The organism is Amycolatopsis sp., from assembly GCF_025464955.1.
In the GTDB taxonomy this organism is placed as follows: Bacteria; Actinomycetota; Actinomycetes; order Mycobacteriales; family Pseudonocardiaceae; genus Amycolatopsis.
Genome location: NZ_JAODNM010000117.1, coordinates 40920 through 55036, shown reverse-complemented (window position 1 = coordinate 55036; position 14117 = coordinate 40920). Strand labels below are relative to the sequence as shown.

14 protein-coding genes and 3 tRNA genes are annotated in these 14117 nt (G+C 67.5%); 10 read left to right on the top strand and 7 right to left on the bottom strand.

The window, feature by feature from the left end; all coding sequences use genetic code 11:
* Window positions 1–163 precede the first annotated feature (163 nt).
* Window positions 164–1528 (top strand): nucleobase:cation symporter-2 family protein, encoded by a 1365-nt coding sequence (locus JWQ81_RS27950; RefSeq protein ID WP_297546408.1) that lies wholly within the window; start codon window positions 164–166, stop codon window positions 1526–1528.
* Here the strand turns inward: JWQ81_RS27950 and JWQ81_RS27945 are convergent.
* The gene (locus JWQ81_RS27945) at window positions 1461–3404 is read right to left on the bottom strand and encodes an amino acid transporter (RefSeq protein WP_297546127.1); all 1944 of its coding nucleotides are present in this window, start codon (window positions 3402–3404) and stop codon (window positions 1461–1463) included. The genes JWQ81_RS27950 and JWQ81_RS27945 overlap by 68 nt on opposite strands.
* 107 nt (window positions 3405–3511) lie before the next feature.
* Window positions 3512–4057 carry a hypothetical protein gene (locus JWQ81_RS27940; protein WP_297546126.1) on the bottom strand — a complete coding sequence of 182 codons (546 nt, stop codon included), beginning with the start codon at window positions 4055–4057 and terminating at the stop codon, window positions 3512–3514.
* 159 nt (window positions 4058–4216) lie between these two features.
* On the opposite strand from JWQ81_RS27940, the gene JWQ81_RS27935 reads away from it, so the two are divergent.
* From JWQ81_RS27935 to JWQ81_RS27920, 4 genes are all read left to right on the top strand, one after another.
* The gene (locus JWQ81_RS27935; protein WP_297546124.1) at window positions 4217–4978 is read left to right on the top strand and encodes a rhomboid-like protein; all 762 of its coding nucleotides are present in this window, start codon (window positions 4217–4219) and stop codon (window positions 4976–4978) included.
* 191 nt (window positions 4979–5169) lie between these two features.
* Window positions 5170–5418, top strand: coding sequence for a hypothetical protein (locus JWQ81_RS27930; RefSeq protein ID WP_297546123.1), 249 nt, complete (start codon window positions 5170–5172; stop codon window positions 5416–5418).
* On the top strand, window positions 5415–5657 hold the full coding sequence (locus tag JWQ81_RS27925; protein ID WP_297546121.1) for a toxin-antitoxin system HicB family antitoxin: 243 nt from the start codon (window positions 5415–5417) through the stop codon (window positions 5655–5657). The genes JWQ81_RS27930 and JWQ81_RS27925 overlap by 4 nt, the downstream gene beginning before the upstream one ends.
* A gap of 110 nt (window positions 5658–5767) precedes the next feature.
* Window positions 5768–8425, top strand: coding sequence for an EAL domain-containing protein (locus JWQ81_RS27920; protein ID WP_297546119.1), 2658 nt, complete (start codon window positions 5768–5770; stop codon window positions 8423–8425).
* 110 nt (window positions 8426–8535) lie between these two features.
* Here JWQ81_RS27920 and JWQ81_RS27915 read toward each other — a convergent pair.
* From JWQ81_RS27915 to JWQ81_RS27900, 4 genes are all read right to left on the bottom strand, one after another.
* Window positions 8536–8609: transfer RNA gene (locus JWQ81_RS27915), tRNA-Phe, on the bottom strand.
* A 37-nt stretch (window positions 8610–8646) separates the two neighbouring features.
* Window positions 8647–8720: transfer RNA gene (locus tag JWQ81_RS27910), tRNA-Asp, on the bottom strand.
* 100 nt (window positions 8721–8820) lie between these two features.
* A tRNA-Glu gene (locus tag JWQ81_RS27905) sits at window positions 8821–8893 on the bottom strand.
* A gap of 407 nt (window positions 8894–9300) precedes the next feature.
* Window positions 9301–9555 (bottom strand): hypothetical protein, encoded by a 255-nt coding sequence (locus tag JWQ81_RS27900; protein WP_297546117.1) that lies wholly within the window; start codon window positions 9553–9555, stop codon window positions 9301–9303.
* Between the two features lie 602 nt (window positions 9556–10157).
* On the opposite strand from JWQ81_RS27900, the gene JWQ81_RS27895 reads away from it, so the two are divergent.
* Complete coding sequence (locus JWQ81_RS27895; RefSeq protein WP_297546116.1) at window positions 10158–10577, top strand: hypothetical protein; 420 nt, start codon at window positions 10158–10160, stop codon at window positions 10575–10577.
* Window positions 10578–10692: 115 nt separating this feature from the next.
* Here JWQ81_RS27895 and JWQ81_RS27890 read toward each other — a convergent pair whose 3' ends face one another.
* Window positions 10693–10896 carry a cold-shock protein gene (locus tag JWQ81_RS27890; protein WP_297546115.1) on the bottom strand — a complete coding sequence of 68 codons (204 nt, stop codon included), beginning with the start codon at window positions 10894–10896 and terminating at the stop codon, window positions 10693–10695.
* Window positions 10897–11301: 405 nt separating this feature from the next.
* Between JWQ81_RS27890 and JWQ81_RS27885 the strand changes: the two genes are divergently transcribed.
* The 4 genes from JWQ81_RS27885 to JWQ81_RS27870 all read left to right on the top strand — a co-directional run bounded on the left by JWQ81_RS27885 (window position 11302) and on the right by JWQ81_RS27870 (window position 13963).
* Entirely contained in the window at window positions 11302–12510 is a 1209-nt protein-coding gene (locus JWQ81_RS27885) for an Ig-like domain-containing protein (protein WP_297546406.1), read from the top strand.
* Between the two features lie 91 nt (window positions 12511–12601).
* The gene (locus JWQ81_RS27880) at window positions 12602–12910 is read left to right on the top strand and encodes a hypothetical protein (RefSeq protein WP_297546113.1); all 309 of its coding nucleotides are present in this window, start codon (window positions 12602–12604) and stop codon (window positions 12908–12910) included.
* A 12-nt stretch (window positions 12911–12922) separates the two neighbouring features.
* The gene (locus JWQ81_RS27875) at window positions 12923–13474 is read left to right on the top strand and encodes a SigE family RNA polymerase sigma factor (RefSeq protein WP_297546112.1); all 552 of its coding nucleotides are present in this window, start codon (window positions 12923–12925) and stop codon (window positions 13472–13474) included.
* Window positions 13475–13480: 6 nt separating this feature from the next.
* Window positions 13481–13963, top strand: a complete 483-nt coding sequence (locus JWQ81_RS27870) for a hypothetical protein (RefSeq protein ID WP_297546111.1) — start codon at window positions 13481–13483, stop codon at window positions 13961–13963.
* Window positions 13964–14117 lie beyond the last annotated feature (154 nt).

Sequence of the window (14117 nt, the reverse complement as noted above, 5' to 3'; positions counted from 1 at the left end):
ATTCCGCCCCGGCGCGCGCCTCGTGAAACACGCCGATCACCCCCGCGAAGCCCTACGGTCACGCGCGTGACGTAGGAATTCCCTCGTCTCACTGTCGCTAAGGGGGTTCACGGTGTCGCATCGGACGAAACACCCGGTCGACGAGGTGCTGCCGCCGGGCCGGATGACCCTGCTCGGCCTGCAGCACATGTCGATCATGTACGCCGGTTCGGTCGCGGTACCGCTGATCGTCGGCGCCGCGCTGAAGCTCGACAAACCGACAATCGGCCTGCTGGTCAACGCGGATTTGCTGGTCGCGGGTATCGCGACGCTGATCCAGTCGATCGGGATCGGGAAGATCCTCGGCATCCGGCTGCCGGTGGTGGCCGGCGCGACGTTCAGCGTGGTCAACCCGATGATCATGATCGGCGCGCAGTACGGGCTGCCCGCGGTCTACGGCGCGATGCTCGCGTCCGGGGTGTTCGGACTGATCATCGCCAAACCGTTCGCCAAGATGATCCGGTTCTTCCCACCGCTGGTCTCAGGCACGCTGCTGGTCGTCATCGGGGTCTCGCTGATCGGCCCCGGCTCGGCGCTCATCGCCGGTCACGACACCGAGTCACCCGACTACGCCGCGCCGTCGCACATCGGGCTCGCGTTCCTGGTCATCGCGCTGCTCGTGCTGTTCACCCGGTTCCTGCGCGGCTTCGCCAGCCAGATCGCGCCGCTGCTCGCGCTGGCGATCGGCCTCGTCGTCGCCATCCCGATGGGACTCGTCGACCTCGGCGGGGTGTCACATTCGAACTGGCTCGGGCTCGCGTCGCCGTTCCACTTCGGCGCGCCGACCTTCCCCGTGGCCGCCGTGCTGTCGATGTGCGTGGTGATGCTGGTGACCTACACCGAGTCGACGGCGGACCTGCTCGCCGTTGCCGAGATCACCGGCAAGAAGCTGACGGACGGCGACCTCGCGCGAGGCCTGGCGACCGACGGCGTGTCCGCGGTGCTCGGTGGCGTGATGAACTCGTTCCCCGACACCGCGTTCGCTCAGAACGTCGGGCTGGTCCAAATGACCGGCGTCCGCAGTCGCTGGGTGGTCGCGGTGACCGGCGGGTTCCTGCTGGTCATGGGTCTGGTGCCGAAGGTCGGCGCGTTCATCGCGGCGATCCCCGAGCCGGTGATCGGCGGGGTCGCGGTGGTGATGTTCGCGATGGTGGCCGCGGTCGGCGTCCAGACCCTGCGGAAGGTCGAATACACCGGCAACCACAACACCTTCGTCGTGGCCGTGGCCATCGGCGTCGGCATGCTGCCCGCTGTCGCGCTGGACCGGTTCGGCGGCTCGGTGTTCTTCGCGCACTTCCCGCACTGGGTGCAGACGATCTGCGGCAGCCCGATCACCGTGACGGCAATCCTCGCCTTTCTGCTGAACCTGCTGTTCAACCACCTTGGCGCGAAACGCTCAGCCGATCTGGAACCTGCGGCGACTAGCCCACATGCACCATCGGACGACGTTCCGGATCCTGCTCCGCCCGTCGAAGCACCTCACGGGTGACCGGCCCGATGTCGCCGTCGCCGAAGAACAGGTACCGCACGATGAACCGGAAGGGATTGCCCTCGGTCCAGGCGAAGTAGATGTGCGGCCGGTTGTCCGTCACATCCCGGATGTGCAGCAGGATCGCGGCGATGGCGTTGGGGATGGTCGGGCTCTTCACCCGCAGAATCCGGTAGCCGTAACGCTTTTCGCCGTGCACGCGCAGGGTCGACTCGAACTCGGACGCGTCGGAGATGGTCACTTCGAGGAAGATCAGCGCGCAGTCGTACGGGATATTGTTGTCCTCCCGCGCTTCTCGCTCCTTCTCCTCGTACTCCTTCTCGTCGCGCTCGTCCGGCTCGTTCGCGATGATCCGGACGTGCCCGCTGCGGACGGCCTTGTCGAGGATCCGCTGTGCCGCCGCGTCGAAGTCGACCTCGTCGACACGCAGCTCCAGCGAACGGGTGGCGCGGGAGATCAACGATGTCAGCACGATGGCGAAGATGAAGAACGCTGCGATCTTCACACCGTCGGGACGCTCGATGACGTTCGCGACGGTCGTGTACGCGAACACGACCGTGATGACCAGGTAGGCGACGAACGCCTTCCGCTGTTTCTTCCGGCGCGCGGACAGCGTCACCGCGACCGCGGCCGACGTGATCAGCACGAGCACCCCGGTCGCGTACGCGCCGCCCTGCGCCTCGACGTTGGCGTCGAAGATCCAGGTGATCACGAACGCGATCACCGCGACGACGATGACCAGCGGCCGCGTCGCGCTGGCCCAGTCGGGCGCCATCCCGTAGCGCGGCAGGTACCGCGGCACGATGTTGAGCAGCCCGGCCATCGCCGACGCGCCGGCGAACCACAGGATCGCGACGGTGCTGGCGTCGTAGAACGTGCCGAAGATGTCGCCGAGGTAGTTGTGCGCCAGGAACGCGAGCGCGCGCCCGTTCGCCTGACCGCCGGCCTCGAACTCCTTCTGCGGGATCAGCACCGTCGTCGCGAAGCTCGTCGTGACGAGGAACGCGCTCATGATCAACGCGGCGGTGACCAGCAGCTTGCGGGCGTTGCGGATGCGGCCTGCCGGGTCGGCGTGGGTGTCCCGTGGGGAGCCCTTGATCAGCGGCATCACCGAAACGCCGGTCTCGAACCCGGACAGCCCCAGCGCCAGCTTCGGGAACACCAGCAGCGCGACCCCGATCATCAGCCAGGGATTGGGATGTTGCGAGATGAGCAGGCTCTTCCAGTCCAGCACCAGGTGCGGCTCGCTGAAGACGTGTCCGAGCGCGACGACGACCACCACGACGTTCAGGGTGAGGTAGATCCCTACCAGCACGACCGCGATCCCGATGGCCTCGGCGAAGCCCTTCAGGAACACTCCGCCGAGCAACGCCACCAGCACCAGTGTGATGATCAACTGCTTGCCGTGGAAGAAGTCGGGGACGAACGGGTTCTCGACGACGTGCGCGCTGGCGTCGGCGGCCGACAGGGTGATCGTGATCACGAAGTCTGTCGCGACGAAGCCGAGCAGGACGAGGACGAGCAGCTTGCCGCTCCACCACGACAGCAGCTTCTCGAGCATCGCGATCGAGCCCTGGCCATGCGGGCTTTCGGCGGCGACGCGGCGGTAGATGGGCAGCGCGCCGGCGAGCGTCAGCACGACGAGGACGAGCGTCGCGATCGGCGACAGGACTCCGGCGGCCAACGCCGCGATGCCGGGCTGGTAGCCGAGTGTCGAGAAGTAGTCGACACCGGTCAGGCACATGACCTTCCACCAGGGATGTTCATGGCTTTTGACCGGCTCGCTCCGGCCGCCCTTCATCTGCTGAGCGCGCTTGTGTTCGCCCTCCAACAACCACGATGCGGCCTTCGATGGAGTCTTTGTGGGCTCCGTCACGATGCCTGTTCCTCCCCCTGGACTGCATTGCCCGTCCATCATCCCGGGGTGGCACGCGGGGCGCTCAAGCGGGCAATGTGGAGCACAGCGGGGTCAAGGAAATCCGGTCAGATGCAGATGATGAACAAAAGACAGGCGCTGGGCTGCGTCGGCGTCGTCGTCGACGGCGGATTGTGCGACGGCGCGGTCGGGGACGTCGTCGGTGAGCTCGGCGGAGTCGTCGTGGAATCCGTGGGCGGAGGATCGCCACGGGGTGACGTCGTCTCGCTGGTTTGCGGCACCGACGGCGGAGTCGTCTCCGAGCTGGTGATCCACGGTGTCAGGCCCCGGCTGGAGTGCCCGGCGGGCGTGCCCGTGGCCGGACCACCTGCGCCCGTCCCGTTGGGCGGGACCGGGTTGTCCGAGGACGGCGTGGCGTCGGCGCCGGCGAGTCCGGACGTGCGCGTCGGCATGCCGATGAGCGTGACCTGGTCGGGGTTCGACGGATGGGACGGCCCGGAGGAGAAGCGCAGGAGCGCGGCGACCCCGCAGCCCAGCACGACGGCGACCATCACCGCCACCACGCGCCACCGCGACCGGGACGACCTGGCGGGCACGTGGTCGCCCCAACCTTCGCGCACCAACAACTCGGCTACCGAGACCTCGTTCTTCACACGGGGACCTTTCGCACAGGAAACGCGGTGGGCGTCTTCTTACCGGAGAAATCGGCAACTCCGGACGAAGTTGAGAAACAATTTACTCGCGCACACACTCACTCTTACGGGTGAGTCGCTCACAGCGTATTCACAGCCCTTCGTAGCGATACTCCCAGGATGACCAGCCAAGCTGGGCAGGTGCTTCAGCGAGCAGAGTTACCCGTCGACATTCCGCAACTCAGCGTGATGTCTCGTTGGCGCGCGCTCTTCGTCCGGTTCGTGCCGACGCCGCACAAGACGCCGTTCACTTTCGGCTACCTCGTCGTCCTGCTCGGGACGACCGCCCTGCTCAGGCTGGCCAGCCCGATGCTGGCGTCGAAGCTGCTCGAGGTCTCCAGCACCGACGCGCACAACCTGTGGCACCGGCCGCTGGTCGCGCTGCTCGGTAGCGCTGTGTGGCTCAGCGGCGAGGAGTGGGTGCCGTACGCGGTCATCTTCGCCGTCGCGATCGCCCCGCTGGAACGCCGGCTCGGCGGCTGGCGGACGGCTGGGATCTTCTTCAGCGGACACGTGCTGGCCACGCTGGTCACGGAAGTGCCGATCATGGTGGCGATCAGCGTCGGCCTCCTGCCCAAGGCCGACGGACGCTGGCTCGACATCGGCGTCAGCTACGGCTTCTTCACCACGGCTGGCGCGCTCGTCTTCCTCCTGAACCGCCGGTGGCGGCTGCCCGCGATGCTGCTGATCGAGCTGTTCATCGTGGCCATCTACGTGTCCGACGACCCGGCGTCGATCGAGTCGATCGTGACGGTCGCCGGCCATGCCGTCGCCGCGCACTTCGGGTACTTCTGGTGGGGCCCGTGGCTCCGCCGCCGCCAGCGCACCTCCACCCCCTCCAGCCCCACTGCCCCCACCGCCCCGATCCCCGCGCTGCCGTGATCCTGGCGTTGCCCTAGCCGACATCACCCACACGCGCCCCTCACGTCACAAGAAAGCGACTCGGGGGATGTTTCGTACAATTGAATTGTACGAAACATCCCCCGAGTCAGGCTCTGGCCAGCCGCCCCAAAACCTGATATCGCTATGATATCGCTGCCGATGGGGTAGCGCGGGGGAAGTGAGCGCAGGCCATGACCGAAGCAAGTCCGATGCAGGGCCTCACCGGGGTCGCTCCTGGTGAAGCGCGAGTCGTGCAGCTGATGGGCCGCTACAAGGGGACGATCCACGCCGGCGGCAACCCGATCCTGGTCGCCGCCGGGGTCCGGGTCGTCGAGTCCCGCATCACGCGACTGTCCTACGCCCCCGAGATCGCCCAGGTCATGCTCTGCGGTGACGGCGGCACCCAGCCGGTCGTCAACACGGGTTCGCTGTATCAGTGACGGCAGAGCGGAAGAAGCTGCTGCTGCGGCTCGACCCGGCGGTCCACGACGCCTTGGCGCGGTGGGCCGCCACCGAGCTGCGGAGCACGAACGCACACATCGAGTACCTCCTCCGCCGCGCGCTGGGCGACGCCGGGCGCCTCCCGAAGGACGCCGGCCAGATCCGCCGGCCGGGACGGCCCAGAAAGGACGAGGCCGAAGACGTCGAAACCACCGATGAGCGGCAGTTTCCCAGTTAGGACAGACGACCTGAAAAGAAGGCGTGCCTCAGGGCCCGACGCCGCATAATGTGAACACAGACAGACCGCAATGGTCTGGACCTCACCGGACCGATCGGGGGCGTGGACATATGCGGGCCGAAGCCGCCTCCGCCGTCATGTGGTCCTTCGGGTTCGCCGACGGGTCGCTGTCCTGGCTCCCCGGGCTCGACGAAGTACTCGGGATGACCGGCGCCGCCGACCACTTGGTCAGGGCCCGGCTGCTGACGCTGATCGAGCCGTTGATCGAAACGGCCGCAGCGGACTCGACCCCGCGCAATCTCGAACTGGAGCAGCGCAGCGACTCCGGTGAATGGATCCGGCTGCTGGCGCGGACCTACGGCGCCGACACGACCGAAGGCCTGCTCGGCACCGCCGCGAACACCACCCGCCGCCACGCCGACCAGCAGGCGCTGGCCGACCTCGCCGACCGCTACCGGCTCCTGCTCGAACTCAGCCCGGACGCCGTCTGCGTGCACGAGGGCGGGCAACTGACCTATGTGAACCCCGCTACCGTGCGCTTTCTCGGTGCGGACTCCCCCGCGGACCTTGTCGGCCGCCCGTTCTCGGAGGTGGCATCGATGGGCGAACCGCCGACATCGGGCGCAAGCGAAATCGTGCTCACCCGCCTCGACGGCTCGTCCATGCCGGTCGAGACCGTGTCGGTGCGGACCACCTGGGAGGGTCGCCCGGCCTCCCAGGTCGTCATGCGCGACGTCACGGCCCAAAAAGCGGCCGAGGCCGCGTTGCGCTACCAAGCCGCGCTCGTCGGCCACGTCAGCGACGCGATCATCGCCACGGACAGCCGCGGCGTGGTGACCAGCTGGAATCCCGCCGCCGAGACCGTCTACGGCCGGCCCGCGTCCGAGGCGGTGGGCCGGGCCGTGGCCGACGTCGTCGGCGCGCCACTGGACCCCGCGGCCGTGCTGCGGGCAGGCGGTTTCCTGCAGACCGCACACCGCCGGTCCGACGGCGGCTCGCTCGCCATCCGGGTGTCCGCGGCGGAGATGGACAGCGGGTACGTCCTCCTGTGTGCTGACGAAACTGCTCGGCGCCGGGCCGAAAGCCACTTCAGCACTGTCGTCGCTTCGCTCGACGAAGGCGTCATCGTGGTGGGCCCGAAGGGGCACATCGAATCGGCCAACCCGGCTGCCCAACGCATTCTGGGCCTCAGCGAGGACGAGCTGATCGGGCTGCTTTCGACGCGCCTGCAGCTCTACGCTGAGAACGGGAAGCGCATTCCGCCGCACCACTACCCGGCTACGGACGCCCGGCGGGCCGGCTCGCCACCGACCCGCCGGGTGATCCGCCTGCGGCGCCCCGACGGGCGGAACGTGTGGCTCTCCCTGACGTCCAGGCTGCTCAACCCCGAAGACACCTGCCCGACGTCGGTGGTCACGTCGTTCACCGACATCACCGCGCGGCGCGCCATCGGCGAGCGGCTGGAGCACGAGGCCAGCCACGACCCGCTGACCGAGCTCGCCAACCGGACGCTGGTGCTGTCGAAGATCGGGACAGCGCTTCGCAAGGCGAAGACCACCACGGTCCTGTTCATCGACCTCGACAAGTTCAAGGTCATCAACGACTCCCTCGGCCACGGCGTGGGCGACAAAGTGCTGCGCATCGCCGGTGAGCGGCTGCGACGCGGCGTCGGCCCGAAGGACCTCGTCGGCAGGCTCGGCGGTGACGAGTTCGTCGTGGTCAGCACCGCGCTCACCGAACCCGGTGAGGTCAAGGCGCTTGCCGAGCACCTGCGGGAGTCGCTCACCGCGCCGGTCACCATCAGCGGCCGCCAGCTGCGCATCGACGCGAGCATCGGGATCGTACTGGCGCAGTCCGAGGACGACCGGTGCCCCGAGGACGTCCTGCGTGACGCCGACGTCGCGATGTACCAGGCCAAGACGCTCGGCCGGGGGCGCCACGAGTTCTTCGACGTCGGTCTGCGGGAACGCATGCAGCGGAGGCTGCAGCTCGACCAGGACCTCCGAGACGCGCTGCGAAGCGGGGACGGCCAGCTGTGGCCCGCCTACCAGCCGCTCATCGACATCACCACCGGCCGGATGGTGGCCGTCGAGGCTCTCTCCAGGTGGACGCACCCGGTGCACGGCCAGATCTCGCCGGTCGAGTTCATCCCGCTGGCCGAGGAAAGTGACCTGATCAACGTCCTCGGCACGCACATGCTGCAGGTGACCACCCGCGAACTGGCCCGGCAGCGGGACGAGCTCGGGCTGGACATCCACCTGAAGGTCAACATCTCGACCCGCCAGCTCGACGACCCCGGCCTGGTGCCTGCCGTCCGCGACGCGCTGGCGAGCACCGGCCTCCCGCCGCACACGCTGTGCCTGGAGGTCACCGAAAGCGCGTTGATGCGCGACCCGGTCGCCGCGACCGAGGTGCTGCGCGCACTGCGTGGGCTGGGCGTGCGGCTGGCGATCGACGACTTCGGGACGGGATACTCCTCGCTGGCCCAGCTTCAGCGGCTCACCCTGGACACGCTCAAGATCGATCGCTCGTTCGTCACCGGGCTCGGCGAGTCCGCCGATTCGGAGGCCATCGTGACCAGCATCATCGCGATGGCGCACGCCGTGGACCTGACGGTCGTCGCGGAGGGCGTCGAGCATCTCGGTCAGCTGGAGATTCTGAGACGGCTGGGGTGCGATCAGGCGCAGGGCTTCTACCTCGGCAAACCGGCCGCCGCAGGGGACCTGTTCCCGCTCGTCCGCCCCGACCAGACCCTGCCGCTGCCCTAGGGCTCGTGAGTGTTCCGGCTGGTTGGAAGCGGCCTAAACACTCACGAGCCGTAGACGCCACCACAGCAAAAAGCCCCCGCGGGGAGCAGGGGCTTTGCTGACTGGAGCGGTGGCCAGGGCCGGGGTCGAACCGGCGACCTCTCACTTTTCAGGCGAGCGCTCGTACCAACTGAGCTACCTGGCCTTGACGCCGGCCACATTTCTCTTTGCCGAACGCAATGCGACCCAGACGGGACTCGAACCCGCGACCTTCGCCGTGACAGGGCGACGCGCTAACCAACTGCGCCACTGGGCCTTGCTGTACTGCTTCCTCAGTGTACCGATGTCACTGTACTGATTTTCGCCGCGGTACCGGCACTGCATTTCTAGCTTTGCTGCTTCTCAACTCTACTGCGTACTCCCAACGGGATTCGAACCCGCGTTGCCGCCTTGAAAGGGCGGAGTCCTAGGCCGCTGGACGATGGGAGCCCGGCCGATTTCGGTGAACCAACCCGACCGCGCTCTCGGTTGTCCCCGGGAGCGAGACTAAGCATAGGGCACCTGGTTTCGGTGCCCCGTAAGGGGGGCACCCCTATCCTCCGCCGATCTTCGTACCTGCGCAAACGTCTTCTTTTTCCGCCTCGACGCCGCCGCGGCGCGACCCCAGGCCGCCGCCCGCCCGCCGTCCCGAGATCCACCCGGAGATCAGCATCAGGTCACGGCAAGGTCGCAGTTGCCCGGCCATCCGGGGGAAGTCCCGGGAAATCGATTGCCCGAGTAGGTGCGGAAGTCGTATCTTTTCGCCGGGCCGGTTCGGCTGCACCACCAGGGGGTGTGCAGCCGGACGGCCCGATTCAGGTTCAGGGCGCACCACGCAGAGCGCCCTGCGGCGCGCCTCAGCGCTGGATCGGAGCCCGCCCGTCGTCGTCCAGCATCAGGCCCAGCATGTCGAGCAGTTGGACGCAGTCCTCCACCCCGACGGCGCCGTTGGCCACCGCGAGCCGGGCGCGGCGGACTTGGTCGTTGGACACCCGATGCGAGTCGGCCTGGCTTGTGCGTTGAGCCGGCACCCCGGCGGTCAGCGCCGGCGTCCCGGTATCCGCCCCCTCGTGCCGGACGAGGAACTGTCGAACTTCGAGAGACCCGCTCATAGCTCCTCCACACGGTTTCGGACAGCTTCGCCGCGAGGCTAGCCAGCGCAGGGCTCCGCCCACAGCCCCCCGGAGAGTGAACCTCCGAATACGCTGGGTACGCGCAGTGGTTATTCCTCAACATGAACGGCAGGCAACGTGAAAGTGACACCTGCCCGGGTTTTTTCCCGTTGAGGCCTCCCCCGGAGCCAGAAGTCGTGCAACAATCAACGGGCTGACACACCCCCGGTCAGCGCCTGTGGAGATCCCCTCCGACCCCCGCGTTCCTCCCCCTGGCGCGGGGGTCCTCCATGTCCGGGGTGTTTTTTCCGCCCGCCTTCACCAGCCGCCGCGGAGCGCCTCCAGCCCCTCTCGGACCACCCCGCCGCAAGCGGGTCACAGGTCCGAATCGCCACGCTTGCCGACTCAGCGGCCCGCCGCCCGAAATGCAGCGTTCGCCGTCGGCAAACATCGATTGATGGGGTGTTTGAGCTGGCAACTATCCGGGGCGTAAGCGATAAATTGCGCCATCTGGTGGCCAGGTTGCTCCGAACGGGAGAAAAATAGGCGTGTCGTGGGTCACAGAGGTTTGCTTGCCGAGACCCAACCGTTATCGTGGCGGAGTGCCTCTTCCCTCGCTAGGACGCCTGAGTACCAAGACCAACCTCAAGGCGGTCAACCCCGGTCGTCACCGCAACCCCGCCAAAGAGGCGGTCGAGGTAGTCGACGACCACGAGCTCACCAGCTACCTCGCCGCGCTGTCCCCGGATTCCGATCCGGAGAGCACCGGCACCGGTAAGCGGTTCGGCGAAGCGCAGGTTTTCCAACTGCGCGTCAACGTCATCGCCAGTGAGCAGCTCAAGGACATCGCCCTCGAACGCGGCACCTCACCCCACGCACTGGCCCAGGAATGGATCCTGGAGCGCCTCTCGTGGGAAGGTCAGGCCACCTCCGCGCAGCAGCGCCGCCACGAAGAAGCGCACACCGAGGAGCTCCACCTCGACGCGCAGGCGTGGGAGCAGCCGATCGCCGGCCGCCAGTAACCCACTTTTCCAGCCCAGCAAGACAAAGAACGCGCCCCCTGCCCAGGAATCCAGGCAGGGGGCGCACTTCATTCCGCTACAGCTGTTCTCGTCAAAGAGCGGTCAGGACCGGCTCTTACAGGGGACGGACCTTCTGGGCCTGCGGCCCCTTCTGACCCTGGCCGACCTCGAACTCCACTCGCTGGTTTTCCTCGAGGGTGCGGAATCCGCGACCGTCGATCTCCGAGTAGTGCACGAAAACGTCGCCCTCGCCGCCATCTTGCGCGATGAAGCCGAAGCCCTTCTCCGCGTTGAACCACTTCACAGTGCCTTGCGCCACCGCTTTACTCCTCGTTACAGAGCCGCTTCAGGTGCCACCGGGGTGCCACCCCGGCCATCCCGGGCGGTTCCAACGAGTCGAGCGAAGAGCACATCCGGCTCATTACTCACGTCAGAAGTTCCGCGAGTGTGAAGCCACGAACACGCAAAACGACGGCCTACGAGCAGAGTACCGGGATCTGGCGAAATCTGAACCCCGTAAACCGGGGATAACCGAGCCACAGCCCCAAGATCACCGGAACGTCGTACGCCAGTCAGCCCTCTGTCGTACCCACCGGCTACGCTGCGAAACAGGCCGACTCCGCCAAAAAGGTGACCTGCGTCACGGTGCGCGAGCTCAACGTTCGCGCTAGGTCACGCGTCATATGGGGTAACAGGGGAGAACAAGGGGGCAACCGTGACAGTCATCAAGAGCACGAAACGACGTTGGGTACCGGCTGCGATGCTCGGCCTGACGGTGGCGCTCACGCTCGGTGCGTGCAGCAGCGAACCGGCAGCCGCTCCGGCAGGCGCGCCGACATCGTCGAGCCAGCCGGCCGGCGGCGGGCAAACGCCCCCGGCGGGCCCGGCGAAGGTGGTCGCGCTTCCCGCGGGCGGCGCACAGGACGTCTCCCCCGGAGACCCGGTGAAGATCACCGTCGCCGACGGCACGATCGGCGCTGTCACGCTGACCAACGCGGACGGTAAGCAGGTCGCCGGCTCCCCCGCGGCGGACAAGCACAGCTGGTCCACCACTGAATCGCTCGGCTACGGCAAGACGTACAACTGGTCGGGCAACGCCGTCGGCACCGACGGTAAGACCGTGTCGATCAGCGGTTCGTTCGGCACGGTGAAGCCGAAGCGCCAGGTCGCCGGCCACCTCAACGTCGGCGACGGCCAGACCTACGGCGTCGCGATGCCGATCGCGCTGAACTTCACCAACCCGGTCGCGGACAAGGCGGCCGTGGAGAAGGCGCTGACCGTCGAGACCACGCCGAAGACCGAGGGTTCGTGGGCCTGGATGGAAGGCGACACCTCGGTGCACTGGCGGCCGAAGGACTACTACGCGGCCAATACCAAGGTCGTGGTCAACGCCAAGCTCTACGGCGTCAAGCTCGCCGAAGGCACCTATGGCAAGCAGGACGTGTCGGCGTCGTTCAGCATCGGGCACTCGCAGATCGTCCGCGGCGACACGCAAACCCACCGCATGCTTGTGTTCCAGGACGGGAAACAGGTCGCGGACTACCCGGCCAGCTATGGCTTGGATTCGGTCGACTGGCGCAACACCCATAACGGCATCCACGTCGTGATGGAGAAGGACCCGACGTACCTGATGAGCAACCCGCGCGGTGGTTACAAGGACGTGTTCGTGCGCTGGGCGGTCCGGGTGTCCAACAACGGCGAGTTCATCCACGCGCTGCCGGCATCCGTTTGGGCGCAGGGAAATAGGAACGTCTCGCACGGCTGCGTCAACCTGTCGACCGACAACGCCAAGTCGTACTTCGACTTCGCGCAGATCGGTGACCCGGTGGAGATCACCGGCTCCGGCACCACGCTCGGCGCGGCCGACGGCGACTACCACGACTGGACGTACAACTGGGCCGACTGGAGCAAGATGTCCGCGCTGAACAGCTGAAAATCCGATGCAACCCGGCGGGGTGCCGGGCGCATGTCTAACGGCACAGACGTCGCCGCACAGAGACGACGCTCGTAGCCGAGGAGACGTAGTGCGTACTCGAATCGTTTTGTCCGTGGGTGCCTTCGTGATCGCCGCAGGCGCGTTCGCCGGGACAGCGCTGGCCAGTGCCGCCACGACCACCCCGACGCCCCCGCGCGTCACCAGCACCACCGTGGCACCGGCGCCCACCGCCATGCCCACAAGCCGGCCCACCGAGGTCACGACCCCCGCCCAGAGCGGCACGAAGGCCCCGGCACCGACGACCACTCGCAACCCCGGCAAGGTCACCGTGCCGCGCGCGGTCCCGGCCGGCCCGACAGGTGACCTCCACCTGCCTGCCATTACCGAAGGTGACTGACACCAGCTCTTGATGATCGAAGGTCACGTCCCGTCGACCGGGTCGGGCTCACCGTGGGACGGTGAGTTCGCCCGGTACTTCGGCGAGCGCGCGCACAACCTGCGGGCGACGGCGTACCTGCTCTGCGGAGACTGGCACCAGGCCGAGGACATCACCCAGGCCGCGCTGCTGAAGCTGTACCTGGCCTGGCCGCGGCTGTCCAGGCATGACGCGCTGGACGCCTACGCCCGCAAGATCGTGCTGCGCACGTTCCTCTCCGAACACCGGAGGGCGTGGCGCAAACGCGAACGCCTGACCGACGAGCCGCCGGAGACGGCCGCCGAGCAGTCGGGCACCGAGCACGAGATGCTGGTCCGGCAGGCACTCGCGACAGTCGCGCCGAAGCAGCGGGCCGTGCTTGTGCTGCGGTACTTCAACGATCTCAGCGTCGAGGACACGGCTGCGGCGCTCGGCTGCTCCACCGGCACGGTGAAGAGCCAGAGCTCCCGCGGGCTCGCGACGTTGCGGAAACGGCTGGGCCCGCACTTCAGTGAGCTTGCCCTCAGCGGAACCGACGGGAGGTGACCGAACATGACCGACGAGAATAACGACACCGACGCCGTCAAGATCGTGCTCTCCGGGGCGGTCCAAGGGCCGCCGCTGGGCATCGACGTGCACGACATCATCGAGCGTGGCGGCCGGATCCGCCGACGCCGCAAGCGGCTCGCCGTGATCGGCAGCTCCGCGGCCACCGTGGTGGCGGTCGTCGCCGTGACCGCGGTCGCGCTGGGAGTCGGCCGTTCGCCGGCCGGCCCGAACCCGATCGAACCCGCCGGCCCGGGGCTGACGACCGAATCCGTGACCCCGACCCCCGCCCCCATGCCGGTCACCACCCCCGATCCGAGGCAGCAGGGCGTCACCCCAACGACCGCGCCGCAGACCCACACGACTAGCCGGAGCACCATCGAGCGAGCGCCGTCGGCCCCGTCGGCCAGCACGACCCACCCGCCGCGCGTGAGCACCACCACTGGCACGCCTACGCCACCCACCGCCGGCACCAGCGGTCCAAAGTAGACAGTCGGGCTTTCCATCACCGCAACTCGCCGTCGAGTTGCGGTCTCTTAGAAGCTAAGACACCCCACACAGACGGCCGAAGGGGCACTTTTGTACTTTTGTGCCCTCGTTGAGCGCTCAAGTAGGGCACTTGTGTGGAAAAGTGCCCTACTTG